Below are 21,946 nucleotides of genomic sequence, written 5' to 3'. Positions count from 1 at the left end.
CTTCGGCAGTTCCTGCAGGGAGATGCGAAATCCCCTGTAGGAGCTGCCGCAGGCTGCGATCTTTTGATCTCAGGAGCGAGCCAGCTCCAACAGTCTTGAACGCCAAGCCGCTTTCGCCGGCAACGCCAGAAAGAACTCATTGAGCAGCGATTCCCGCGCTGGATAACAGAACGCGTCGCCCTGCAGATCCAGCACCTCGCCGCCTGCACCTTCGAGCACGCCCTGCGCCGCCGCGGTGTCCCACTGCGACGTCGGCGCCAATCGCGGATAACAATCCGCCGCCCCTTCAGCCAACAGACAAAACTTCAGCGAACTGCCGATGTTTGCCAGTTGCAACTCGCCCAGGCTGGCGCTCAAACCGGCGAGCAGACGTTCCTGCTCCGCACTGGAGTGGCGACGGCTCGCCACCACGGTAAACGCTTCACCGGGCGCGAGCGCGTCACGCACCTGAATCGCCACCGGCGAACCACCCTGGTCCCCACGCCACGCGCCGAGACCGGCACCGCCGACATAGAAGCGGCCATTGGTCGGCATCGACACCACACCAAACACCACCCGCCCGTTTTCGATCAGGGCGATGTTGACGGTGAATTCTTCGCTGCCGCTGATGAACTCCTTGGTGCCATCCAGCGGATCCACCAGCCACCAGCGCTGCCACCCGGCGCGCACGCTCTGCGGAATGTTGGCGTCTTCCTCGGACAGAATCGGAATACTGGAGTCCAGCGCGGTCAGCCCGGCGACGATCACGTGGTGCGCGGCCATGTCCGCTGCGGTCACCGGTGAATCATCGGACTTGGCGGTGACTTCCACGCCAGAGCGCCAGAACGGCAGAATCGCCTCGCCAGCCTGCAAGGCCAACGTCACCACTGGCGCCATTAACGGATGGGGAAACTTCATCGATATCTCACTCATGACTGAAAATACCCGCGCTGCCCCAGCAGATCGCGGGTCAGGTACAACGCCGCCAAGGCGCGACCTTCGGAAAATTGCGGATTCTGCGCCAGCGCCGCCAGCTCACGCAGGTTGACCTTGTCGACCCGCATCGGCTCGGGTTCGTCGCCCTCCAGACGCTCTTCATACAGGTCGGTGGCCAGTACCACCTGAATCTTCTGGCTCATGTAACCGGGCGACAGCGACAACTCGGTCAGATGCTCCAACTGACGAGCGCCATAACCGGCCTCTTCCTTGAGCTCGCGCTCGGCCGCGGCCAGCACATCCTCGCCCGGCTCGATCAAGCCTTTGGGCAAGGACAATTCGTATTCATCAGTGCCGCCGCAGTACTCCTCGACCAGCACCGCGTGTTCACTGTCGAGCATTGCCACGATCATCACTGCGCCATAGCCCGCGCCTTTGCCCACCAGACGCTCGTAGGTGCGTTCCACGCCGTTGGAAAAACGCAGCTTCAGTTCTTCGACGCAAAACAGGCGACTGGTGGCGACAATCTCGCGGGCGAGTACAGTGGGTTTCTGGCGCATGCAAAGCTCCTTGGCGTGAACGCGCTACTATAACGCGGCTTTCCCGATTGTTTGTGTCGGATATCTTTCTACCGCTCGAGACGTTGCCATGCCTTCTTTACCGTGGTCTGACATCGATACCGTCCTGCTGGACATGGACGGTACGTTGCTGGACCTGCACTTCGACAACCACTTCTGGCTGGAACACCTGCCACAACGCTACGCCGATCTGCACGGAGTGAGCCGGGCCCTGGCCGATATGGAACTGCAGCCGTTGTTCGAGCGCCATGCCGGGCAGCTGCAGTGGTACTGCCTGGATTTCTGGAGCACCGAACTGAAGCTTTCGGTACGTGAACTGAAACGGGAGACCGCGCACCTGATCGCGCTGCGTCCGGATGCCGACACCTTTCTGCAGGCGATCAAAGAGGCCGGCAAACGGGTGATCATGATCACCAATGCGCATCGCGATTCACTGTCGCTGAAACTGGAGCGAGTCGAACTGGCGCCCTATTTCGAACGGCTGATCAGCTCACATGATTACGGTTATCCCAAAGAGAACCCGCAGTTCTGGGATGCCTTGCAGGCGGATATCGATTTTGATCCGGCGCGCAGTCTGTTCATCGACGATACGTTGCCGATTCTGCGCAGTGCGCGGGAGTTTGGTGTGACGCATTTGTTGGCGGTGAAAGAGCCGGACAGTCGCAAGGGGCCGAAGGACACGGCCGAGTTTGCGGCGGTTGAGGATTACCGCGATTTGATTCAGGGACTCTGATTTCCTGTAGGAGCTGCCGAAGGCTGCGATCTTTTGACTTTGATTGTTTAAAAAACAAGATCAAAAGATCGCAGCCTTCGGCAGCTCCTGCAGGATGTTGTGTTACTCGGGGATACGCAGGGTCTGGCCCGGGTAGATTTTGTTTACATCCTTGAGCATTGGTTTGTTGGCCTCAAAGATCTTGTTGTACTGGTTGGCGTTGCCATACACCGCCAGGGAAATCGCGCTGAGGGTGTCGCCCTTTTTCACCACTACAAAACGTGCTGCAGCCACAACCGGACCGGTCACGGTGATCTGATCATCAACGCTGCCCACGCCTTCGATATTACCCACCGCCAGCAGAATTTTTTCCTTCTCTTCCTGGCTCGCTACCTCACCGGTAACAGTTACCTTGTCGCCATCCACGGTTGCCTGAACATTCGGATTGCCCAGCCCGACCTTGCTGATGTGTTCCTTCAACTGCTCGCTGGCATTGGCATTACCAGGGGTCAGCAGATCGATCAGTTTCTCACCGGCCTCTTTCACAAAGCTCAACAGACTCATGGCGCACACTCCTTGATTTGGATTCCAGACGTCCAAGCCTAGACCACGTTTGCCGGACCCGGCTCCAGTCCGACCAATGACCCGGCTCCGCCGCTGGCTCAAGCGTCTGGCGCGCGTCCCGCAGATCGCGGCGCATTGCTTGATCGACGGCGTCTATCAATAGATCGACAGTAGCGATTAGACGCGACAAGTTGCCGCGCCTAGTCTTAGCGTTGATCAATCCGTCGGTGATGCCATGAACGCCAAGCGCCCCACTTGCGCGGCGCCTGCACTTCAAACGCCCGCGCCCGCCGCCAGCCAGACCTACAGTTACAGCGATCTGCCCCTTGTGGAATCGGCCAGCACCGCGCTCGCCGAGGAAGTCGCGCTGGCGATCGCCTACAACGGCATCAGTCAGGCGGTGATGCTGGTGACGCCGACGGATCTGGAAGATTTCATCGTCGGTTTCAGCCTCGGCAGCGGCATCATCGCAGACGCCAGCGACATTTATGACCTGCAATTGACTGGCGCCGGCTCGGCGCAATACGCGCAAGTGACCATCGCCAACCGCGCCTTCTGGAACCTCAAACAACAGCGCCGACAACTGGCCGGCACCAGCGGCTGCGGTCTGTGCGGCGTTGAAGCGGTCGAGCAAGCCCTGCCCGATCTGCAAGTCCTGCCCGGCGCACCGCTGCCGCCCGCCGCATGGCTCGACGGTCTGCGCCAGCGCATCGGTGCGTTCCAGCCCCTCGGCCAGCACTGCGGTGCGGTACACGCCGCAGTGTTCATGAACGCCAGCGGTGAATTGCTGCTGGGCCGTGAAGACATCGGTCGGCACAACGCTCTCGACAAGCTGATTGGCGGGCTGATCCGCCAGAAGATTTCCACCGCCGGCGGCCTGGCGATTGTCACCAGCCGGTGCAGTCTCGAATTGATCCAGAAAGTGTTGCGCGCCGGGATCCAGACGCTGGTCAGCCTGTCCGCGCCCACCGGCCTTGCCGTGCAATGGGCCCGCCGCCACAACCTCAATCTCATCCACCTGCCGCAGAAGAATGCGCCGCGGGTCTATAGCCCAGCGATGGAGAACCAAGCGTGAGCCAACATCATCAAGCCGACCAGAAACCTGTCCCGCGCTACAAGCCTTACAAGGGCCCTGCCGGCGGCTGGGGTGCACTGATCAGTGTGGCTCAGGCCTGGTTGACCAGCGACAACGCGCTGAAAAACCTGCGCATGATGCTCAAGACCAACCAGAACGGCGGCTTCGACTGCCCGGGCTGTGCCTGGGGCGATTCGCCGGAAAGCGGCATGGTCAAGTTCTGCGAGAACGGCGCCAAAGCGGTGAACTGGGAAGCGACCAAGCGTCGAGTGGATGGCAAGTTCTTCGCCAAACACAGCGTCACGTCGTTGCTGGAGCAGAGCGACTATTGGCTTGAGTACCAGGGCCGCCTGACCGAGCCGATGGTCTACGATGCCCAGACCGATCGCTACAAGCCGATCGCCTGGGACGACGCCTTCGCCCTGATCGGCAAGCACCTGCAAGCGTTGTCGAGCCCGGATCAAGCCGAGTTCTACACCTCGGGCCGCGCCAGCAACGAAGCGGCGTACCTGTATCAACTGTTCGTGCGTGCCTACGGCACCAACAACTTCCCCGACTGCTCGAACATGTGCCACGAGGCCAGCGGCGTGGCGTTGGCGCAGAGCGTTGGCGTCGGCAAAGGCACGGTCACCTTCGACGACTTCGAACACGCCGATGCAATTTTCGTCTGGGGCCAGAACCCCGGCACCAACCACCCACGGATGCTCGAACCGCTGCGCGAAGCCGTGAAGCGCGGCGCACAAGTGGTGTGCATCAACCCGCTGAAAGAGCGCGGTCTGGAACGTTTCCAGCATCCACAGCATCCGCTGGAAATGCTCACCAATGGCGACAAACCGACCAACACCGCGTACTTCCGTCCGGCACTGGGCGGCGACATGGCGGTGCTGCGCGGCATGGCCAAGTTTCTTCTGCAGTGGGAACGCGATGCGCAGAAGGCCGGTGAACCTGCGGTGTTCGATCACGACTTCCTCAATGCCCACAGCACCAACGTGCTGGAGTATCTCGGCGTGGTGGATGACACGCCGTGGGAGCAGATCGTCGCGCAGTCCGGCCTGACCCTGGTCGAAATCGAACAAGCGGCGCGCATGTACGCCAAAGGCAAGAATGTGATCATGTGCTGGGCGATGGGTATCACCCAGCATCGTCACTCGGTGCCGACCATCCAGGAAATCGCCAACCTGATGCTGCTGCGCGGCAACGTCGGCAAACCCGGGGCCGGCCTGTGCCCGGTGCGCGGTCATAGTAACGTGCAGGGCGACCGCACCATGGGCATCAACGAGCGCCCACCGGTGACGTTCCTCGACGCTCTTGAGCGGCGTTTCCAGTTCAAGGTGCCGCGTGACAACGGGCACAACGTGGTCGAGGCGATCCACGCCATGGCCGAGGGCCGCGCCAAGGTCTTCATCGGTCTGGGCGGCAACTTCGCCCAGGCCACGCCAGACAGTCCGCGCACCTTCGCGGCGCTGAGCAACTGCGACCTCACGGTACAGATCAGCACCAAGCTCAATCGCAGCCACCTGGCCCACGGCAAGGACGCGCTGATCCTGCCGTGCCTCGGCCGCACCGACATCGACATCCAGACCGAAGGCCCGCAAGCAGTCACCGTGGAAGACTCGTTCAGCATGGTCCACGCCTCCAATGGCCAGTTGCAGCCGCTGTCGAACCAGATGCGCTCGGAACCGGCGATCATTGCCGGGATCGCCGCCGCCACGCTGGGCAGCAAACCGGTGGACTGGAACTGGCTGGTGGCCGATTACGGGCGCATCCGCGACCTGATCGCCGATACCATTCCAGGCTTCAAGGACTTCAACGAGAAGGTCAAGAATCCAGGTGGGTTCTACCTCGGCAACAGTGCTGGCGCACGCAAGTGGAACACCCCGTCGGGCCGGGCCAATTTCCGCGCCAACCGGCTGCCCAAGGATCTGGTGCACGAACGCACCCGCGCCACCGGGCAACTGCCGGACCTGATCCTGCAATCGATGCGCTCCCACGATCAGTACAACACCACCATTTATGGCCTCGACGACCGTTATCGTGGGGTCAAGGGCCAGCGCGATGTGCTGTTCGCCAACGAGGCCGACATCATTCGTCTGGGCTTCCGTCCCGGGCAGAAGGCGGACATTGTGTCGCTGTGGGACGATGGCCGTGAACGTCGGGTGAAGGGCTTTACCTTGCTGGCGTTTGATATTCCCGCGGGTCAGGCGGCGGCTTACTATCCGGAAGTGAATCCGCTGGTGCCGCTGGAGAGCACCGGCGATGGCAGCCATACGCCGACGTCGAAGTTCATTGCGATCCGCCTTGAGGCGGCGAGCGAGACGGGTTTGATCATGGCCAAATCCGCTTGAACTCGCGGCCCTGTGGCGAGGGAGCTTGCTCCCGCTGGAGGCCGCAGGACTCCCTCCGTTTTGCATTTTTTGGGGCCGCTTCGCGGCCCGGCGGGAGCAAGCCCCCCGCCACAGAATCTGTGTTGAGTCTCTGGTTCCTGAAGCTTTCGAACGCCCACAAAAAAGGCCGCTTTTTCTCAAAAACGGCCTGTCCGAAGTAGCTAAAGACCGGCGAAAATCGCTTAAGTTCCGCATACAAAACAGCAACTTGCATAATTGTATACAAGTCGTGTTATTCGTCGGATTTCGATTGTCAGCCTTGTTACACAGCCTCAGGATCGGCGCCGTCATCCCTTTGAGGCTCCTCTATGAAGTTCTCCTCGATTCTCTTGTTGTCCCTTGGCCTGGTCAGTGGCTTCGCTTCTGCCGGAGGCACCACCGAAGCAGGTGTGGGCGGCGCATTGGGCGGGGTTCTTGGCTCGGTCGTCGGTCAGTCTTTAGGCGGCAATACAGGTTCAACCATTGGCGCAGCCCTGGGCGGCGCGGGTGGTAGCGCGGTCGGCGCCAACAAGCACAGCCGTGGCGAAGCAGCCATTGGTGGTGCGCTGGGCGCAGCCGGCGGTAACGTGGTCGGCCGCAGCATGGGCGGCACCACCGGCAGCCTGATCGGCGCCGCAGCAGGTGGCGGCGCCGGTGGCGCGCTGGGCAACTACATGGGTAACGAAAGCCGTGACGAAGGTCGTCATTACGATCGCGGCCGCGACGACCGTCGCTACTACCGCGACCGCCATCCTGGCCGTGGCCACGCTTACGGCCACCGCAAGCATCACCGCTACTATCGCGACTAATCCGTTGCGTTAAGCGGGAAAGCAAAAATCGCAGCCCAAGGGCTGCGATTTTTTTTGCTCTGGTTCAAACCACCAGACGCTCCAGCGCTTCACGCAATCTGCCTGGAATCGACACCGGCTGATTGCTCGTTCGTTCCACGAATACATGGACGAAACGCCCCGCCGCACAGGCCTCAGTTTCACCGACCTTGAACACCGCCAGTTCGTATTGCACCGAACTGTTGCCCAGCTTGCCGACCCGCAGACCGATCTCGATCAAGTCCGGAAAAGCAATCGAGGCAAAGTAGTCACAGGCCGAACTGACCACAAACCCCACCACCTCGCCGTCATGAATATCCAGGCCGCCGACCTGGATCAGGTAGGTATTCACTGCAGTGTCGAAGAAACTGTAATAGGTGACGTTATTCACATGCCCGTAGACGTCGTTGTCGTGCCAGCGCGTGGTGACCGGCTGGAAATGCGGGTAATCGGAGCGTTGTGGCATCGGGTTGGACATCAGCATTGATCCAGGAAGTTTTGCGAGCAGTCTAAAGGCGAAACCGTGGTGGCTCTAGCAATCAGCGTTCGGCAAACCCCTTGCCCTGAGCCGCCAGCTCGCCAATCAAGCGCGCCGGTTGCCACTGATCACCCTGCCGCGTTTGCAGTGCCAGCAAGCGCTGATGAATGTCCGCCAGCCCCTGCTGATCCGCCCAGGCCATCGGACCGCCCTTGTCGGCCGGGAATCCGTAGCCGTTCAGGTACACCAGATCAATGTCATGGGCCGACCCGGCAATGCCTTCCTGAAGTATCTTTGCGCCCTCGTTGACCAGCGCCAGCAGGCAACGCTCCAGAATCTCCTCCGGACCGATCGCGCGGCGCTGGAAGCCCAGCCCTTCGCTGACCCGCAGCACCAGTGCATCGACTTCGGGATCAGGCTCGGCCTGTCGACTGCCCGGCTCATAGTGATAATAACCATTGCCGGATTTCTGCCCGAAGCGGCCCATCTCGCACAAACGGTTGTCCACCTGAACCTCCGGCGCATCCTGCCCCTTGCCGGCCAGCTCGCGTGCGCGCCATTCCAGATCAATACCGACGACGTCATACATGCGGAACGGCCCCATGGCGAAACCGAACCCCTGCAGCGCCGCGTCCACCTGTTGTGGATAAGCGCCCTCAAGCAGCATCTTGCGCGCCTCCAGCACATACGGATGCAGCATGCGATTGCCGATAAAGCCGTGGCAGTTGCCCGACACCACACTGACCTTGCCCATGCGCTTGCCCAGCGCCAGCGCCGCTTCCAGTGCAGGCGGCGAAGTCTGTGCTCCACGGACGATTTCCAGCAGTTTCATGATGTGCGCGGGGCTGAAGAAATGCAGGCCGAGCACTTGCGACGGACGTCGAGTCGCAGCAGCAATCGCGTCGATATCCAGCGCCGAAGTGTTACTCGCCAACAACGCCTCAGGCTTGAGCAGGCCATCCAGCTCGCGAAAGATCTTCTGCTTGAGCTCAAGGTTTTCGTATACCGCTTCGATCACCAGATCGACATTGCGGATCGCCGGGTAATCCGCCGCCGCGCTGATCCGGGCAAGGCGTGCGTCGGCTTCGACCTGATCGATCCGGCCCTGGCGCACATTGTGTGCATAGGTGTCGGCCACCGTCGCCAGTGCCTGTTCAAGCATCTGTGGATTGTTATCGACCCACTGCACGGCGATGCCAGCATTGGCCAGGCACATGACAATGCCGCGGCCCATAGTGCCCGCGCCGATCACGGCAGCTTGCTGAATATCGAAGGATGTCTGGCTCATGTTGTTCTCTTGTTGGCGATCCAAAGACAGCCTTCACCATAGTCAGGCACCGGACGTTTTTGAAGTTTATTCCCGTGATGAGCAACATTCAGCGCATGGATAACCCCCAATCGCCCTGAAACCGCACACTGCAGGAACTGCCGACATATCAGAGGTGTTCTTGAGCCCAACTGCGAACCTCGGCGTACGGATACTCCTCCAGCGCCGCATACCCCGAAATCGTCCGTGCCTTTAACCTGGTGAACAACGGCACATTTATCCCGCACAGAAACCGCGTCAGCCGCTCCGCCGTCGGCACACTGCCAGTGTGCTGTTCGTGCCTGTGGATAAAATCACCGCACAGCACCGCGAAGTTTTTATCCACAAGCGCTGGCAACTCGGGAGGCGCCGGAAGGCGTGCGATAGCACCGTGACACACCGAACAGTGCCCGCATCGCTCGGGGGCGTTGTGATCGCCGAAGTGTTCGGCCAGGCGATGGCCCAGGCAGCGCTCAGTGCCGAACAGATCGAGCATGGCGTGAATCCGCGTTATTTCAGCCTGTTCATGCCGGGTAAAATACGCATGCAATTCGGCGCTCAAAACAGCGCTGTCGAAATCACTGTGCAGCACGTTGTAGACCTCGGTCATCTGCTTGCTCTCAAGCTCGACCCAGCCCTTCTCCTGAAAGTAATCCAGCGCCTTCACCACCCGGTTGCGCTCAGCCGAATACTGCGTGTACATCGCTTCGAAATTCACCGTGGCCCAGGTGCGTGCGCGACTGGAGGTGTGGATGATGGCCCCGACAAAATCCCTGCGCTCACCGTCGAAATGCTCAAGCAAGGCTTCCGGCTCCAGCAGGTATTTGAAACGGTATTCGGCGTAATAGGCATAGCGCGGCGCGATCAAACCGCGCAGCTCCATTTGCACCAGTAGAGTTTTCAGCGGCAACGCGCGAATGTTGCTCTGATCGGCCAGCGGCCCGAGCAGAAACTCCCACTGCCCTTCGGCTGCGGCAGCCTGCATTTCTTCCAGCACACAACGAATTCCTTCACGCTCCGGGGTATCGCCGTAGACGAAGTTTTCCAGCACGTTGAGGCTGTCGCGGTTGGCCAGCACCAGGCAATCCGACGGCTGCCCGTCGCGTCCGGCGCGACCGATTTCCTGACTGTAGTTTTCGATGGATTTCGGCAGATCGAAATGCACCACGTTGCGGATGTCGCTCTTGTCGATCCCCATACCAAAGGCAATGGTTGCGACGATGCAATTGGACTGCCCGGCCATGAATTCCTTCTGAATCGCCTCGCGCTGATCATTGGGCAAACCGGCGTGATAGGCCTGGGCCTGTATGCCGTTGCGCCCCAGATGCTCGGCGATGTGTTCGGCGGTTTTCTGCAGCGTCACGTAGACAATGCCCGGCTGGCCTGGACGCTCGCTCATCCACTCCACCAGATGCCGGCGCTTGTCCTCGCCGCGTACCGGTTCCACCAGCAGATTGAGGTTGGGTCGATAGAAGCCGGTGGTCACCACATCAGCGGCGGCGATGGCGAATCTGGCCTGCATGTCGGCGACGACTTTCGGCGTCGCCGTAGCCGTCAACAGCAGGGTTTGCGGAATGTTGAACTGGCGCTGATAGTCCGGCAGCTTCAGATAGTCGGGGCGAAAGTTGTGGCCCCATTCCGAGATACAGTGCGCTTCATCATTCACCAGCAACGAGATCGGCACCTGCTGCAAAAAGTTGCGGAAACGCTCGTTCTTCAGACGCTCCACCGAAATCATCAGAATCTTCAATTCACCCGAACGGGCGCGGGCCATCACGTCATTGGCATCATCGCGACTTTGCGCCGAATCGATGCTGCCGGCACTGATACCGTGACGTTTGAGGAATGCCAGTTGATCCTGCATCAACGCCAACAGCGGCGACACCACCAGGGTCAGATGCGGCAGCAAGAGTGCCGGCACTTGATAGCACAGTGACTTGCCGGACCCGGTGGGGAAAATCGCCGCCGCCGAGCGCCCGGCCAATACAGCGCTGATTGCCGCTTCCTGCCCGGGTCGAAACTGTGGATAACCGAAAACCTGTTCCAGGGTGTGGTGCATGCGCTGTCACTCCGTTGACCGCTGTGATGCCAACAGCCTAGCGGGCGATCACAGCGAGTCGAGAAAAGGTCGGGGTCAATTCGATACGGAATGATACAGCGCCGGGGCAGATGCCACCGGATCAAACAAAGGAAACAATTTGCCTCTCGCCGGCCTGACCGCAAGGCAGGTAACGTGCGCCGCATCCACGAAACGAGCGTCGTGCCAGGACGGCCGACACCCGTGGATCAACTCAAGGAATAAACATGTCCGACAGACTGAAACTGCTCCTCACCCTGACGCTCGCATCGCTGTTGCTGGGCGGATGCATGCAACTCCCCGATGACATTCCGCCCCTCGCCATGTGCGCCACCGCAGGCCACGCAATCACATAGTTCTCGCCGCAACGACGACCCTAGGGACGCAGCACCGCCACGCGAAGTTGCGCATTCAGTTCCTGTTCATGCACACCCTGGCTCTTGCTCGCCCACTGTGCATGGGCCGGACTGATATCGCCGGTAAACGCCGCCGCCAGTTGTCGCAGGTCCGCCACACTGCGCACTCGTGCACAGAACAGCTGTTCGCCACAGTCCTGACTGGCGTTGCGATAAATGCCCAGCAAACGCTCCCACAGTCCCGCGCGCACCTGCCGGATCGGTTTGAGCCGCACATGCGGCACATCCAGTTGCCGTTGCAGCGCGCCAGCATCCAGCGTTTCACTCGCCAACAGGACTTTGGCGAACATCAACACTTCGGCACGTGAAGCAGTATCGATGCGGGCCTGGCTGGACAGCGCGTCGGGCCAGCCAGTGCGTTGCAGATCGACAAACATCCAGCCGTTGCCGGCATCAGCGGCTCCGGCCAAGCGACACCCAATGGTCCACAGCAATAAAATCGAGGCTTTTCGTAGCCAACGCATACTCAATTCCCTTTAAGCGCGCATCGGACGCTTGGAAACGTCCTACAGTTTCTGGCGCGCACCATACAGAGGATTCTCAAGAAACGCCTGTGAATCCCGTGGGAAATTTCTGCGCTAAGGGTTTTACCTCGAAAAAGCTGCAAAACCTTGTAGGGCAATTGCCCGAGTCTCGGAAAAACCCCTACGAACTCCGTCCATCACGGCGGTCTTGTGACCCCTTGCCACGCACTTCTATAGTGGCCGGCGCGGCTGCAACCACTGGAGCGACTTCGTACAGGACACGTCTGAACATGAACATGCATAACCCGCTGGCCAATCGTTATCGCCCGCTCAAAAGCACCGACGGCGATCATCCGGTGCTGACCATAGATACTCAAGCCAGCCACGGCGAACTGCTCGACGCTGCGCATCAACGCCTGCGTGCCGCCAGCGATTTGCTGGAGACTCTTTACTGTTTGTGTTTCAAACAGGCCGACGTCAAAGACATCCCGAACATCGTCAACGCCTTGTATTTATTGACCCAAGATGGCTGCGAACTTCTGGAAGTAGCAAAACTTCAACTTGCAAACTCCTTATAAAATCACGCGCACAAACAACGCAACAACTAACCACTTCATATCCGCAATATAAAAAACTAGCCTGCTTGCTCTTAATTCATTCAAGAGCAACATTATGAGTACATTGACTATTTTCTTTTGCGGCACGGGTTCCACCAAGTTCGACACCAGCAACAACAACTATTGGAACGGCGAGTTGGTGTCCACTCTCGCTTCGCACCACACTGGCCGCGAGTTCGCCGAATGGATTGTCGTCGACGGCCCCGGCTCCAGTAATTTGCAGGCCGATGAGCTGTTCACCAAATCTGCCGACTACGGTCTCAGCGGCACGTTGTTCGGCAAGGGCTGGGAGGAAAACGTGCAGCACGCAATGAACATCATCAAAGGCAAGTGCGACTGGCAACGCCAACAACTGACCGAAGCGGAATACAACCGTCTCAAAGCGGCCGGTATTCCCATTGAAGATGTAAAAATCGAAGGCTCCTGGTTCTGGCGTAAATACAACTACGGAGAACGCAGCGTGACCCAGCAGAAGTTGCAGGAGCAAATCATTAAAACCTTCCGCAAGGACGGCATTATTCCCACTCAGGTTAACCTGGTCGGCTGGAGTCGAGGCGGTATAAGTTGCCATATGCTGGCCAACGCCATGTTCAATGACAGTACTTTGAAAAGCATTCCGGTGAAGATCCTCGCGATTGATCCGGTGCCCGGCATCGGCAACTTCCAGGAACATCGGGTCAAGCTCAACAGCAACGTCAAAGAGTACGTTGGCTTCTATGCCCGCGACGAGCGTTCGAAAGGTTTCAGCTGCGTTATCCCGCAAACGGCTACCGGTACGCGCACGCATATCTTCCCGATCCCCGGCCGCCACGCCACCCTGGTCGGCAACGCTGCCGCTGACGGCAACGCCGGCCCGAAGGTCCTCGCCGAACCCGGCCAGTTCGTGCGCCACTTCGCCGAAGCCTGCCTCAAGCGTTGGGGCACCCCGCTGATCAACACCCTGAACCTGAGCGACGCCCCCTGAAGCAATGCGGCGATGCGATGGTCAGGGACGCCGCGAAATACAAGGCCATGGAAAAGTACTCCTACACCTGGTTCACCGAACTGGACCAAGGCGAACGCTACGTTTCGCTGGGCAGCAAAGGCGTGCCTTTCTCGTCGGTGAAGGGCGGGATCTACGCGCCGGATAGCGGGCTGACCACCAGCGTGCTGGACTTGGCGGCATACCGGCATATCCGTTGAGGCCGGTGGGGTGGTGATCGATGCGACGGGAAAAACCTGCAGCAAAATTCTGCGGGAAAAATGGCAGTTAAACCGATAACAACAGCTAAGCCATGACCCACAAAAAAGCCGCCCCTAGAGGCGGCTTTTCAGTTCACAACAAACCACTCTTACAACTTAGGACCCGCCGCCTTGATCGCGTCGCTCACTTCGAACTTTTTGAAGTTCTCGATGAACAGACCGGCCAGGGCCTTGGCCGCTTCGTCGTAGGCAGCTTTGTCAGCCCAGGTGTTGCGTGGGTTGAGCAGGTTGGTTTCAACGCCCGGAACGGCCAGCGGCACGTCGAGGTTGATCGTGTCCAGGTGCTCGGTGGCGGCACCGATCAGTGCGCCGCTCTGGATCGCTGCGATCACGGCACGGGTGGTCGGGATGTTGAAGCGTTTGCCGACGCCGTAGCCGCCGCCGGTCCAGCCGGTGTTGACCAGGTAGACTTTGGAGCCGAAGCCGCGGATGCGCTTGATCAGCAGCTCGGCGTATTCACCAGCCGGACGCGGGAAGAACGGTGCGCCGAAGCAGGTGGAGAAGGTCGACTTGATGCCGCTGCCCGAACCCATTTCAGTCGAGCCCACCAGTGCGGTGTAGCCGGACAGGAAGTGGTAGGCCGCTTGCTCTTCGTTGAGGATCGACACTGGCGGCAGGACGCCGGTCAGGTCGCAGGTCAGGAAGATCACCGCGTTTGGCTCGCCGCCCAGGTTCTTCGCGGAACGCTTGGCAACGTGCTCCAGCGGGTAGGCCGCGCGGCTGTTCTGGGTCAGGCTGACATCGGCGTAGTCGGCGTGCTTGGCGTCGTCGATGACCACGTTTTCCAGCACGGCGCCGTGCTTGATGGCTTTCCAGATGACCGGTTCGTTCTTCTCGGACAGGTCGATGCACTTGGCGTAGCAGCCGCCTTCGATGTTGAAGACAACGCCTTCGCCCCAGCCGTGTTCGTCGTCACCGATCAGGTAACGGCTTTCATCGGCCGACAGGGTGGTTTTACCAGTGCCCGACAGACCGAAGAACAGGGTCACATCGCCTTCTTCGCCGATGTTGGCAGCGCAGTGCATTGGCAGCACGTCAGCGGCCGGCAGCAGGAAGTTCTGCACGGAGAACATGGCTTTCTTCATCTCACCGGCGTAACGCATGCCGGCAATCAGCACTTTCTTCTGCGCGAAGTTGATGATCACGCAACCGTCGGAGTTGGTGCCGTCACGCTCAGGCACGCACTCGAAGTTGGCCACGTTGAGCACTTGCCACTCTTCACGACCGGCCGGGTTGTACTGGGCCGGGTTGATGAACAGGCAACGACCGAACAGGTTCTGCCAGGCAGTCTGGGTGGTCATTTTCACGGCCAGGTAGTGATCTTCAGCCGCGCCTACATGCACGTGGGAAACAAAGTGCTCTTGCGCGTTGTTGAACGCCTCGACACGAGCCCACAGCGCGTCGAACTTGTCGGCCGGGAACTTGCGGTTGATCGGGCCCCAAGCGATAGCGGCCTGGGTGGAAGGCTCTTCAACGATGAAACGATCGACTGGCGAACGGCCGGTGCGGTGACCGGTGCGAACAACCAGAGCGCCGGTATCGGCAAGCTCGCCCTCACCGCGTTGCAGGGCTTCTTTTACCAGATCATCAACACTCAGATCGGTGTACACGGCGTTATTGGCTTGCGTCATGAGGTTCCCCGTCGGCCAGTGGCCGAGTGTGCTCCAAACGTTTTGTAGTAGAAAGTCGTGCACTACTACCGCGAAAAAAGTGGGCCGGATTATGCCAGAAAAGCCCAAAAAGAGTAGGGTCCTCCCGTCGTAACGGCGAAATTCCGTCGTTACGCAGTGAATTTACCTGCGCTGAACCGTTTTAGTGCCGGGTATCTGACGGCGTGTCGACGCCTGCGCCAGCGAACAATTGAACAATATCGGCCGCATCGAACACGTAACGCTGGTTGCAGAACTGGCAATCGATCTCGACTTCGCCACCGCGTTCAGCCACCAGTGCCTGCGCGTCTTCCAGACCCAGGCTGACCAGCGCATTACCCGAGCGCTCCCGCGAGCAGCTGCAGCGGAAGCGCAGGTTTTGCACATCGAACAAACGCACCTGCTCTTCATGGTAGAGACGATGCAGGACGGTTTCGTTGTCCAGGCCGAGCAATTCATCGGCGTTCAGGGTGCTGGCCAGCGCGGTAATGTGCTGCCAGCTGGCGGCGCGCTCTTCTTCGTCTTTCAGACGGTCGGCCGGCAGTTGCTGCAGTAGCATGCCGCGGGCACGACGGCCGTCGGCGAACAGCTTGAAGCGGGTGCCAACCTGCTGAGACATGACGAAATAATTGGTGAAGCATTCCGACAGGGTTTCACCGTCGAGATCGACGATACCCTGGTAACGCTGGCCGATCGTCGGGTCGACGGTCAGGGTCAGGTCACCGCCCGGCATCAGGTCGGCAAGGGTCGCATCCGGGGCGATCTGCTCGGCGTTATAACGCGCCAGACCACGGATCTCGCGCTCGCTGGAGCATTCGATCATCAGCAGCGGAATCGGGCCTTCGGAGCGCGCCTGCAGAATCAGCAAGCCGTCGAATTTCAGGGTGCCCACCAGCAACGAGGCCGCCGCCATCAATTCGCCCAGCAATTGCGCGACCGGCTCCGGGTACGGGTGCTTGGCGAGGACTTCGGCGTAGCTGCGCTCAAGCGCAACCAGTTCGCCGCGTGTGTCGCTGTCATCGAAGATGAAACGTTGGGTGAAATCGGTATCCGCTAGGTCGGTCATAATTTTGGGTATCTGAATGTGGTGACAAAATGGTTACAAGACGTGAAAATTTGCGCTTCTTGGCACCCTTTTTGGTGCCAGCGCTAAGCCATGGGAGGCATTTTATGAACAATCCGGGTTTGTTCCAATCAAGGTGGAACCTCGGCCGGCTGGTTCTGTGTAACGTAGTGCCCTTGGCGCTACTGGCTTTCTGGTTATGGCCTACGGGCCAAATGCTGTGTGTGATTTTCGACGAGTGGCTGTTCCGCTCACTCAATGCACCACTGGCCAGCAACCCCATATGGCTCCACATCTGGGCAATTGCAAGTCTGCGCCCGTTCGACATCATCGTCGGACTGATCCTGCTGACGCTGCTGATCAAGGGCGACTGGGTGTTCAAGGCGATTGATGTGCGTCGCGCCTTCTTCGGATTTTTCTCGATCCTGCTGTTGATGGTGGTGATTCGCGCGCTGTTTTCCAAATTTGCCGACTACATGGACTGGCAGCACAGCAGCCCGTCGATGGTGCTGGAAGGCGCGGTGCACCTGAGTGATTACTTCCCGCACCTGGAAAAAGCCTGGGAGCTGAAGGATCGCTCGAGCCAGAGCTTCCCCGGTGACCACGCTTCGGTGTTGCTGATCTGGGCACTGTTCATGGGCGTGTTCAGCCGTACTGTTGGTCAGTTCCTGACCGTCTGGGGCCTGGCACTGCTGTTCATGCTGCCGCGTCTGGTGGCCGGCGCGCACTGGGGCCAGGACGATTACATCGGCGGCATGCTGCTGGCGGTGTGGGCGTTGGGCTGGGGTTACTACACACCATTCGCTTATCACGCCGCCAACTTCTGGCTGAAGGTGACTGCGCCGGTTTTCAATCTGCTGGGCAAGCTGCCGGTGGTTTCGCGGATGAGTGTGGTGTCTGCCGCGAACTGACAGTTGTGTGAAGACCTGTGGCGAGGGAGCTTGCTCCCGCTCGGCTGCGTAGCAGTCGCTTTACCCGTCGATGCAGTTGTATTTTGAAATACGTGCTCGCCTGTACAGGGCGTCCTTCGGCCGCCAGCGGGAGCAAGCTCCCTCGCCACAAATGTGTTCGTCGCACACTACTCGTGGCTGCTGCCACGAAACTTGAATAGATCCCGCCGTTGCTTCTTGCTCGGTTTGCCATCAGTGCTCACGCCCAGCGCCCCGGCCTTACGCATCGCCGCTGCCGCTTCACGCTTGGCAATACTCGCCTCGGTCTCGGAATACAGCGTCTGCGCCTCGGGTGCGCCGCGACGCACGATCGACAAGGCGTCGACCCTCACCGTGCGCTCTTCAAAACCGGTACGAATCTCGAATTCATCGCCAATGCGTGGCTCTTTGCCAGGCTTGCAGCGCTCCCCTCGGCAGTGCACCTTGCCACTTTCGATGGCCGCTTTGGCCAGCGCCCGGGTTTTATAAAAGCGCGCCGCCCACAACCACTTGTCGAGCCGGACCTTGTCGTCCTCTTCGCTTTTTTGTGCCATGGAATTTCCTCATTCTGAAATATTGATGAACTGTACTACCGTTTCTGTCGTGCCATGAATGACGCCGCCGCGGATTACAATGCGCACCAGCCGACACCCGCTTGAGGCGTCGGCGATCCGGGCCGTAGAAATCTGTCGCCTTTTAACCCTTATTCTGCGTGAATACCGCGAATCCGGCCCTTGCGGGCTGAGTGGTTGCCACGGTTGAGCATTTTTTTGAAGACATTTGACCATTTGACCGTTGTCGGTCTGCGCGAGTGGGTGGCGCTCCCGGATCTGGGAGTCGCGGGCCTGCGGGCGAAAATCGACACCGGCGCCAGCACCTCCAGCCTGCACGCCACCGACATTGAACCGTTCGAACGCGATGGCGAGAAGTGGGTGCGTTTCACTGCGCACTTGGGCACGGTGGTGCAGTTGCGTCATCGGCGTTGCGAAGCACCGCTGGTGACGCGCAAAACCATCAAAAGCTCCAACGGCCAGGCCCAGGTGCGCTATGTGATCAGCACCACCCTGGCCCTCGGTGATCGGGTCTGGCAGGTCGAGTTTACCCTCGCCTGCCGCAAGTCCATGCGCTATCGCCTGTTGCTCGGGTCCAAAGCCTTGATCGACGGCCAGCTGGTGGTCAATCCGGGCATCAAATATGTACAAGACAAGCCGGTGTTCCCGGTATCTACCTCCTCCACAGGTGTTGCATGAAGATCGCTGTGCTGTCGCGGAATCCGCGTCTGTATTCCACCCGTCGCCTGGTCGAAGCCGGCACCGAGCGCGGGCATGAAATGGTCGTGATCGACACCTTGCGCGCCTACATGAACATTGCCAGCCACAAGCCGCAAATCCACTACCGCGGCAAACCGCTGGAAGGCTTCGACGCGGTGATTCCGCGAATCGGTGCATCGGTGACGTTTTATGGCTGCGCGGTGTTGCGCCAGTTCGAAATGATGGGGGTGTTTCCGCTCAACGAGTCGGTGGCCATTGCCCGTTCGCGGGACAAATTGCGTTCGCTGCAACTGCTGTCGCGTCGCGGCATCGGCCTGCCAGTCACCGGCTTCGCTCACTCGCCGGACGACATTCCCGACCTGATCGACATGGTCAACGGCGCGCCGCTGGTGATCAAGGTGCTGGAAGGCACTCAAGGCATCGGTGTGGTGCTGTGCGAAACCGCAACCGCAGCCGAATCGGTGATCGAGGCGTTCATGGGCCTGAAGCAGAACATCATGGTTCAGGAATACATCAAGGAAGCCGGCGGTGCGGATATCCGCTGCTTCGTGGTCGGCGACAAGGTGATCGCAGCCATGAAACGTCAGGCCAAACCGGGCGAGTTCCGCTCCAACCTGCACCGTGGCGGCAGCGCCAGCCTGATCAAGATCACCCCGGAGGAACGCATGACTGCGTTGCGTGCGGCCAAGGTCATGGGCCTGGCAGTGGCGGGCGTGGATATTTTGCGCTCGAACCACGGGCCGCTGGTGATGGAAGTGAACTCGTCGCCGGGCCTGGAAGGCATCGAGACCACCACCGGCAAGAACGTGGCGGGGATCATCATCGAACACCTTGAGAAGAATGGCGGGCCGAACATGACCCGCACCAAGGGCAAGGGTTAAAAGCAAACGATCGCCGCTTTCGGCAGCTCCTGCATGGGAATCCGTACCTGCAGGCGCTGCCGAAGGCAGCGATCTTTTTCAACGGTTAAACAGCATCCCGCGGCAACATCAACCCCAACGGCAACCTTACCCGCGCTTCCAGCCCGCCACCGGAACGGTTGCGCAACTCGACATTGCCGCCATGCATCGAAGCAATCCGCTTCACAATCGCCAACCCCAACCCGGTACCTTTGCCACCCCGGGCACGGTCGCCACGGGTGAACGGGTTGAAGATCGCCTCAAGCTCTGACGGATCAATCCCCGCGCCACGGTCCATCACGCTCAACACCACGTACGGCGCGCTGGTATCGCCAGACACATAAGCTGCGACCTCGACGCCACTGCCGGCATGGTTCAGGGCGTTGCCGATCAGGTTGTTCAGCAGGCGTTTCATCGACACCCGGCGCAGTGGAAACGGCTGGATCGGTTCCAGTCGCAGGCGCACTTTCTCTTCGCTCTGGTTATAGGGTGCGGCCACCTCACGCACCAGATCGCTCAGGTCCACTTCTTCCACCGACTCGTCACGACCGTCACGAATGAACGCGAGGAACTGGTCGAGAATCGCGTCCATGTCTTCGATGTCGCGGACCATGTCGTCGGTCAGGTCATTGCGGTCGCCCATCAGCTCCAGCGACAGCCGCAAACGGGTCAGCGGCGTGCGCAAATCATGGGAGACCCCCGCCAGCATCAGCTCGCGCTCGCGACCGGCCTGTTCGACGTCTTCGGCCATCTGGTTGAAGGCGCGGTACACCTCGGTCATCTCGCTCGGTGTGTCGCTGATCGGCAGACGTACGCTGCGGCCCTGACCCAGTTGTCGGGCGGCGTACACCAGACGCTTCAAAGGCTGGTTGAGCTGGCTGACGAAAATCCACGCCGAGGCGGTGGACAGCAAGCCGATGGCGAGGAACCAGCCAAGCACGTTCCAGATTTTCTGGCCGCGCAATGGATGCGGGTACAGCGGCACTTTCAGCCAGCCATCGCCCAGGCTCGGTGCACGCACCCACAGCGCCGGCGGCGAGTGCATGCGCAAGCGCACTTCGGTATCGGCGCCCAGCTCCGCCTGCATCTGCCGCTGATAAATTTCACTGTACGGCCAGTGCTGTTCGCCCTCCGGCACACCGGCGCCGACCACCCGGATCAGCGTCGCGGCATCGGCGATCTTCGCGCGGTTTTCTTCATCGGCCGCCCAATAGGCACGCAGCGTCAGGGCGACGCCGTGGCTGTATTGGCGATCCACCAGCACGTCCTCGTTCATCAACAGATAAACCAGGGTCAGCGCCTTGGAAAACAGCACGACGATGAGCACCAGCCAAAGGGTGCGGGAGAAAAAACTTTGGGGGAACCAGACGGGGGTTTTCATCGATAACCGTTACACACTTGCAGGAGCGAGCCATGCTCGCATATTGCGGATTGCGAGTCTGCGCAGAGGGTCGATCAACCCGATCTGCGCAGACCCGCTCCTACAAATCGCCGATCACTTGGTGGCGGCGCCATCCGGCACGAACACGTAGCCCACGCCCCAGACCGTCTGGATGTAGCGCGGTTTCGACGGATCCGGCTCGATCATCCGGCGCAGACGGGAGATCTGCACATCGATGGAACGCTCCAGGGCATCCCACTCGCGACCACGGGCCAGGTTCATCAGTTTGTCGCGGGTCAGCGGCTGACGCGCGTTCATCACCAGCGCCTTGAGCACCGCAAACTCACCGGTGGTGAGCATGTGCACTTCTTCGCCACGTTTCAGTTCGCGGGTCGCCAGCGACAGCACGTAATCACCGAAGGTGACATTTTCGTCTTCACTGCCCGGTGCACCTGGCACCGGTGCGGCCTGACGACGCAGAACAGCCTTGACCCGAGCCATCAGCTCGTCCGGGTTGAACGGCTTGGCCAAATAGTCATCGGCGCCCAGTTCCAGGCCCTTGATGCGGCTCATCTCATCGCCCTTGGCGGTGAGCATGATGATCGGAATCTGATTGTTCGCGGCCCGCAGGCGACGGCACGCAGTCAGGCCGTCTTCGCCCGGCAGCATCAGGTCGAGGACCACCAGGTTGAACACTTCACGCGACAGCAGGCGGTCCATTTGCTCGGTGTTCGGTACGGCACGGGCGCGGTAGCCCTTGCTGACGAAAAAGCGTTCCAGCAGGCTGCTCAGCCCCGGATCGTCGTCAACAATAAGAATTTTTTCGCCTTCAGCATTGTTTGCAGTGCTGCTCATTGGATGCTCCTTTTAGCTCGGCGCGCATTATGGCGTAGCTGCCGTTATACGCACCGTGTGCATTGTTAGCAGATTTTTCCTTCACTGCCAGAAAACCGGGGTTTATGCCTACAGACTGCTACACCCCCGAATGACAGAACGCTGGTTATAATGCGCGGCGTTTTGTGCCAGGCAACGTCTGAATCGTTACCGCAGGTGGCCGGGCTTTTTTCGCGGTGGCCGCAGTAATTGTTCGATTTCACGGGTCAATGGGGAGCCTTTTGAC

21 protein-coding genes and 1 pseudogene are annotated in these 21,946 nt (G+C 59.9%); 10 read left to right on the top strand and 12 right to left on the bottom strand.

All coding sequences use genetic code 11. From position 1 onward, the window contains the following. Window positions 1-69: 69 nt before the first annotated feature. Together cysQ and nudE are read right to left on the bottom strand one after the other, a co-directional pair. On the bottom strand, window positions 70-897 hold the full coding sequence (gene cysQ, locus GTQ41_RS01525) for a 3'(2'),5'-bisphosphate nucleotidase CysQ (RefSeq protein WP_047290828.1): 828 nt from the start codon (window positions 895-897) through the stop codon (window positions 70-72). Between the two features lie 11 nt (window positions 898-908). Further along, window positions 909-1,475: an ADP compounds hydrolase NudE gene (nudE, locus tag GTQ41_RS01520; RefSeq protein WP_041071285.1), complete on the bottom strand. Its 567-nt coding sequence runs from the start codon at window positions 1,473-1,475 to the stop codon at window positions 909-911. Window positions 1,476-1,563: 88 nt separating this feature from the next. Between nudE and yrfG the strand changes: the two genes are divergently transcribed. After that, on the top strand, window positions 1,564-2,226 hold the full coding sequence (gene yrfG / locus GTQ41_RS01515) for a GMP/IMP nucleotidase (RefSeq protein ID WP_047290827.1): 663 nt from the start codon (window positions 1,564-1,566) through the stop codon (window positions 2,224-2,226). 102 nt (window positions 2,227-2,328) lie between these two features. Here the strand turns inward: yrfG and lysM are convergent, their stop codons facing one another. After that, window positions 2,329-2,769 (bottom strand): peptidoglycan-binding protein LysM, encoded by a 441-nt coding sequence (gene lysM, locus GTQ41_RS01510; RefSeq protein WP_027611221.1) that lies wholly within the window; start codon window positions 2,767-2,769, stop codon window positions 2,329-2,331. Window positions 2,770-3,004: 235 nt separating this feature from the next. Between lysM and fdhD the strand changes: the two genes are divergently transcribed. The 3 genes from fdhD to GTQ41_RS01495 all read left to right on the top strand — a co-directional run bounded on the left by fdhD (window position 3,005) and on the right by GTQ41_RS01495 (window position 7,016). Further along, window positions 3,005-3,844: a formate dehydrogenase accessory sulfurtransferase FdhD gene (fdhD, locus tag GTQ41_RS01505; protein ID WP_047290826.1), complete on the top strand. Its 840-nt coding sequence runs from the start codon at window positions 3,005-3,007 to the stop codon at window positions 3,842-3,844. Next, on the top strand, window positions 3,841-6,189 hold the full coding sequence (locus tag GTQ41_RS01500; RefSeq protein WP_047290825.1) for an FdhF/YdeP family oxidoreductase: 2,349 nt from the start codon (window positions 3,841-3,843) through the stop codon (window positions 6,187-6,189). The genes fdhD and GTQ41_RS01500 overlap by 4 nt, the downstream gene beginning before the upstream one ends. Window positions 6,190-6,536: 347 nt before the next feature. Beyond that, complete coding sequence (locus GTQ41_RS01495; RefSeq protein ID WP_047290823.1) at window positions 6,537-7,016, top strand: glycine zipper domain-containing protein; 480 nt, start codon at window positions 6,537-6,539, stop codon at window positions 7,014-7,016. Between the two features lie 64 nt (window positions 7,017-7,080). Here GTQ41_RS01495 and GTQ41_RS01490 read toward each other — a convergent pair whose 3' ends face one another. The 3 genes from GTQ41_RS01490 to GTQ41_RS01480 all read right to left on the bottom strand — a co-directional run bounded on the left by GTQ41_RS01490 (window position 7,081) and on the right by GTQ41_RS01480 (window position 10,877). After that, on the bottom strand, window positions 7,081-7,512 hold the full coding sequence (locus GTQ41_RS01490) for a thioesterase family protein (RefSeq protein WP_041071270.1): 432 nt from the start codon (window positions 7,510-7,512) through the stop codon (window positions 7,081-7,083). Between the two features lie 61 nt (window positions 7,513-7,573). Then, window positions 7,574-8,800: a 3-hydroxyacyl-CoA dehydrogenase gene (locus tag GTQ41_RS01485; RefSeq protein ID WP_047290822.1), complete on the bottom strand. Its 1,227-nt coding sequence runs from the start codon at window positions 8,798-8,800 to the stop codon at window positions 7,574-7,576. A gap of 148 nt (window positions 8,801-8,948) precedes the next feature. Beyond that, a complete protein-coding gene (locus tag GTQ41_RS01480) occupies window positions 8,949-10,877 on the bottom strand; it encodes an ATP-dependent DNA helicase RecQ (RefSeq protein ID WP_047290821.1) in 1,929 nt (642 codons plus the stop codon). A gap of 245 nt (window positions 10,878-11,122) precedes the next feature. Between GTQ41_RS01480 and GTQ41_RS28755 the strand changes: the two genes are divergently transcribed. After that, on the top strand, window positions 11,123-11,251 hold the full coding sequence (locus GTQ41_RS28755) for a hypothetical protein (RefSeq protein ID WP_257012229.1): 129 nt from the start codon (window positions 11,123-11,125) through the stop codon (window positions 11,249-11,251). Between the two features lie 20 nt (window positions 11,252-11,271). On the opposite strand, the gene GTQ41_RS01475 is transcribed toward GTQ41_RS28755, so the two are convergent. Further along, complete coding sequence (locus tag GTQ41_RS01475; RefSeq protein WP_047290820.1) at window positions 11,272-11,775, bottom strand: hypothetical protein; 504 nt, start codon at window positions 11,773-11,775, stop codon at window positions 11,272-11,274. Window positions 11,776-12,065: 290 nt separating this feature from the next. Here GTQ41_RS01475 and GTQ41_RS01470 point away from each other — a divergent pair, with 290 nt between their 5' ends. Continuing rightward, window positions 12,066-12,353, top strand: coding sequence for a hypothetical protein (locus tag GTQ41_RS01470; RefSeq protein ID WP_047290819.1), 288 nt, complete (start codon window positions 12,066-12,068; stop codon window positions 12,351-12,353). Between the two features lie 94 nt (window positions 12,354-12,447). After that, window positions 12,448-13,574 (top strand): annotated as a pseudogene (locus tag GTQ41_RS01465) (hypothetical protein). 149 nt (window positions 13,575-13,723) lie between these two features. On the opposite strand, the gene GTQ41_RS01460 reads toward GTQ41_RS01465, so the two are convergent. Together GTQ41_RS01460 and hslO are read right to left on the bottom strand one after the other, a co-directional pair. Continuing rightward, window positions 13,724-15,265, bottom strand: coding sequence for a phosphoenolpyruvate carboxykinase (locus GTQ41_RS01460; RefSeq protein WP_041071255.1), 1,542 nt, complete (start codon window positions 15,263-15,265; stop codon window positions 13,724-13,726). Window positions 15,266-15,446: 181 nt separating this feature from the next. Beyond that, a complete protein-coding gene (hslO, locus tag GTQ41_RS01455) occupies window positions 15,447-16,349 on the bottom strand; it encodes an Hsp33 family molecular chaperone HslO (protein WP_047290817.1) in 903 nt (300 codons plus the stop codon). A gap of 104 nt (window positions 16,350-16,453) precedes the next feature. Between hslO and GTQ41_RS01450 the strand changes: the two genes are divergently transcribed. Beyond that, window positions 16,454-17,257: a phosphatase PAP2 family protein gene (locus GTQ41_RS01450; protein ID WP_047290816.1), complete on the top strand. Its 804-nt coding sequence runs from the start codon at window positions 16,454-16,456 to the stop codon at window positions 17,255-17,257. A gap of 167 nt (window positions 17,258-17,424) precedes the next feature. Here the strand turns inward: GTQ41_RS01450 and GTQ41_RS01445 are convergent, their stop codons facing one another. After that, on the bottom strand, window positions 17,425-17,829 hold the full coding sequence (locus GTQ41_RS01445; RefSeq protein ID WP_047290815.1) for an RNA-binding S4 domain-containing protein: 405 nt from the start codon (window positions 17,827-17,829) through the stop codon (window positions 17,425-17,427). A 276-nt stretch (window positions 17,830-18,105) separates the two neighbouring features. On the opposite strand from GTQ41_RS01445, the gene GTQ41_RS01440 reads away from it, so the two are divergent. Together GTQ41_RS01440 and rimK are read left to right on the top strand one after the other, a co-directional pair. Beyond that, window positions 18,106-18,525 (top strand): ATP-dependent zinc protease, encoded by a 420-nt coding sequence (locus tag GTQ41_RS01440; protein ID WP_230679352.1) that lies wholly within the window; start codon window positions 18,106-18,108, stop codon window positions 18,523-18,525. Then, window positions 18,522-19,427, top strand: coding sequence for a 30S ribosomal protein S6--L-glutamate ligase (gene rimK / locus GTQ41_RS01435; protein WP_007949201.1), 906 nt, complete (start codon window positions 18,522-18,524; stop codon window positions 19,425-19,427). Before GTQ41_RS01440 ends, rimK begins: the two co-directional genes overlap by 4 nt. Window positions 19,428-19,512: 85 nt before the next feature. Here rimK and GTQ41_RS01430 read toward each other — a convergent pair whose 3' ends face one another. Both GTQ41_RS01430 and ompR read right to left on the bottom strand, forming a co-directional pair. Further along, window positions 19,513-20,826, bottom strand: coding sequence for an ATP-binding protein (locus tag GTQ41_RS01430; RefSeq protein WP_027611205.1), 1,314 nt, complete (start codon window positions 20,824-20,826; stop codon window positions 19,513-19,515). A 114-nt stretch (window positions 20,827-20,940) separates the two neighbouring features. After that, window positions 20,941-21,681 carry a two-component system response regulator OmpR gene (gene ompR, locus GTQ41_RS01425; protein WP_003220637.1) on the bottom strand — a complete coding sequence of 247 codons (741 nt, stop codon included), beginning with the start codon at window positions 21,679-21,681 and terminating at the stop codon, window positions 20,941-20,943. Window positions 21,682-21,946: the final 265 nt, after the last annotated feature.

This window comes from Pseudomonas sp. AN-B15 (assembly GCF_019056475.1).
In the GTDB taxonomy this organism is placed as follows: Bacteria; Pseudomonadota; Gammaproteobacteria; order Pseudomonadales; family Pseudomonadaceae; genus Aquipseudomonas; species Aquipseudomonas parakoreensis.
This window is presented reverse-complemented; position numbering and strand designations above follow the sequence as displayed.

What these genes read in the sequence shown, in the direction of transcription:
- fdhD (WP_047290826.1), top strand. Translation starts at nt 3,005, where the DNA reads ATGAACGCCAAGCGCCCCACTTGCGCGGCGCCTGCACTTCAAACGCCC.
- GTQ41_RS01480 (WP_047290821.1), bottom strand. Translation starts at nt 10,877, where the DNA reads ATGCACCACACCCTGGAACAGGTTTTCGGTTATCCACAGTTTCGACCC.
- GTQ41_RS01470 (WP_047290819.1), top strand. Translation starts at nt 12,066, where the DNA reads ATGAACATGCATAACCCGCTGGCCAATCGTTATCGCCCGCTCAAAAGC.
- GTQ41_RS01450 (WP_047290816.1), top strand. Translation starts at nt 16,454, where the DNA reads ATGAACAATCCGGGTTTGTTCCAATCAAGGTGGAACCTCGGCCGGCTG.
- GTQ41_RS01495 (WP_047290823.1), top strand. Translation starts at nt 6,537, where the DNA reads ATGAAGTTCTCCTCGATTCTCTTGTTGTCCCTTGGCCTGGTCAGTGGC.
- nudE (WP_041071285.1), bottom strand. Translation starts at nt 1,475, where the DNA reads ATGCGCCAGAAACCCACTGTACTCGCCCGCGAGATTGTCGCCACCAGT.
- lysM (WP_027611221.1), bottom strand. Translation starts at nt 2,769, where the DNA reads ATGAGTCTGTTGAGCTTTGTGAAAGAGGCCGGTGAGAAACTGATCGAT.
- GTQ41_RS01445 (WP_047290815.1), bottom strand. Translation starts at nt 17,829, where the DNA reads ATGGCACAAAAAAGCGAAGAGGACGACAAGGTCCGGCTCGACAAGTGG.
- rimK (WP_007949201.1), top strand. Translation starts at nt 18,522, where the DNA reads ATGAAGATCGCTGTGCTGTCGCGGAATCCGCGTCTGTATTCCACCCGT.
- GTQ41_RS01460 (WP_041071255.1), bottom strand. Translation starts at nt 15,265, where the DNA reads ATGACGCAAGCCAATAACGCCGTGTACACCGATCTGAGTGTTGATGAT.
- GTQ41_RS01475 (WP_047290820.1), bottom strand. Translation starts at nt 11,775, where the DNA reads ATGCGTTGGCTACGAAAAGCCTCGATTTTATTGCTGTGGACCATTGGG.
- GTQ41_RS28755 (WP_257012229.1), top strand. Translation starts at nt 11,123, where the DNA reads ATGTCCGACAGACTGAAACTGCTCCTCACCCTGACGCTCGCATCGCTG.
- hslO (WP_047290817.1), bottom strand. Translation starts at nt 16,349, where the DNA reads ATGACCGACCTAGCGGATACCGATTTCACCCAACGTTTCATCTTCGAT.
- ompR (WP_003220637.1), bottom strand. Translation starts at nt 21,681, where the DNA reads ATGAGCAGCACTGCAAACAATGCTGAAGGCGAAAAAATTCTTATTGTT.
- GTQ41_RS01430 (WP_027611205.1), bottom strand. Translation starts at nt 20,826, where the DNA reads ATGAAAACCCCCGTCTGGTTCCCCCAAAGTTTTTTCTCCCGCACCCTT.
- GTQ41_RS01485 (WP_047290822.1), bottom strand. Translation starts at nt 8,800, where the DNA reads ATGAGCCAGACATCCTTCGATATTCAGCAAGCTGCCGTGATCGGCGCG.
- yrfG (WP_047290827.1), top strand. Translation starts at nt 1,564, where the DNA reads ATGCCTTCTTTACCGTGGTCTGACATCGATACCGTCCTGCTGGACATG.
- GTQ41_RS01490 (WP_041071270.1), bottom strand. Translation starts at nt 7,512, where the DNA reads ATGTCCAACCCGATGCCACAACGCTCCGATTACCCGCATTTCCAGCCG.
- cysQ (WP_047290828.1), bottom strand. Translation starts at nt 897, where the DNA reads ATGAAGTTTCCCCATCCGTTAATGGCGCCAGTGGTGACGTTGGCCTTG.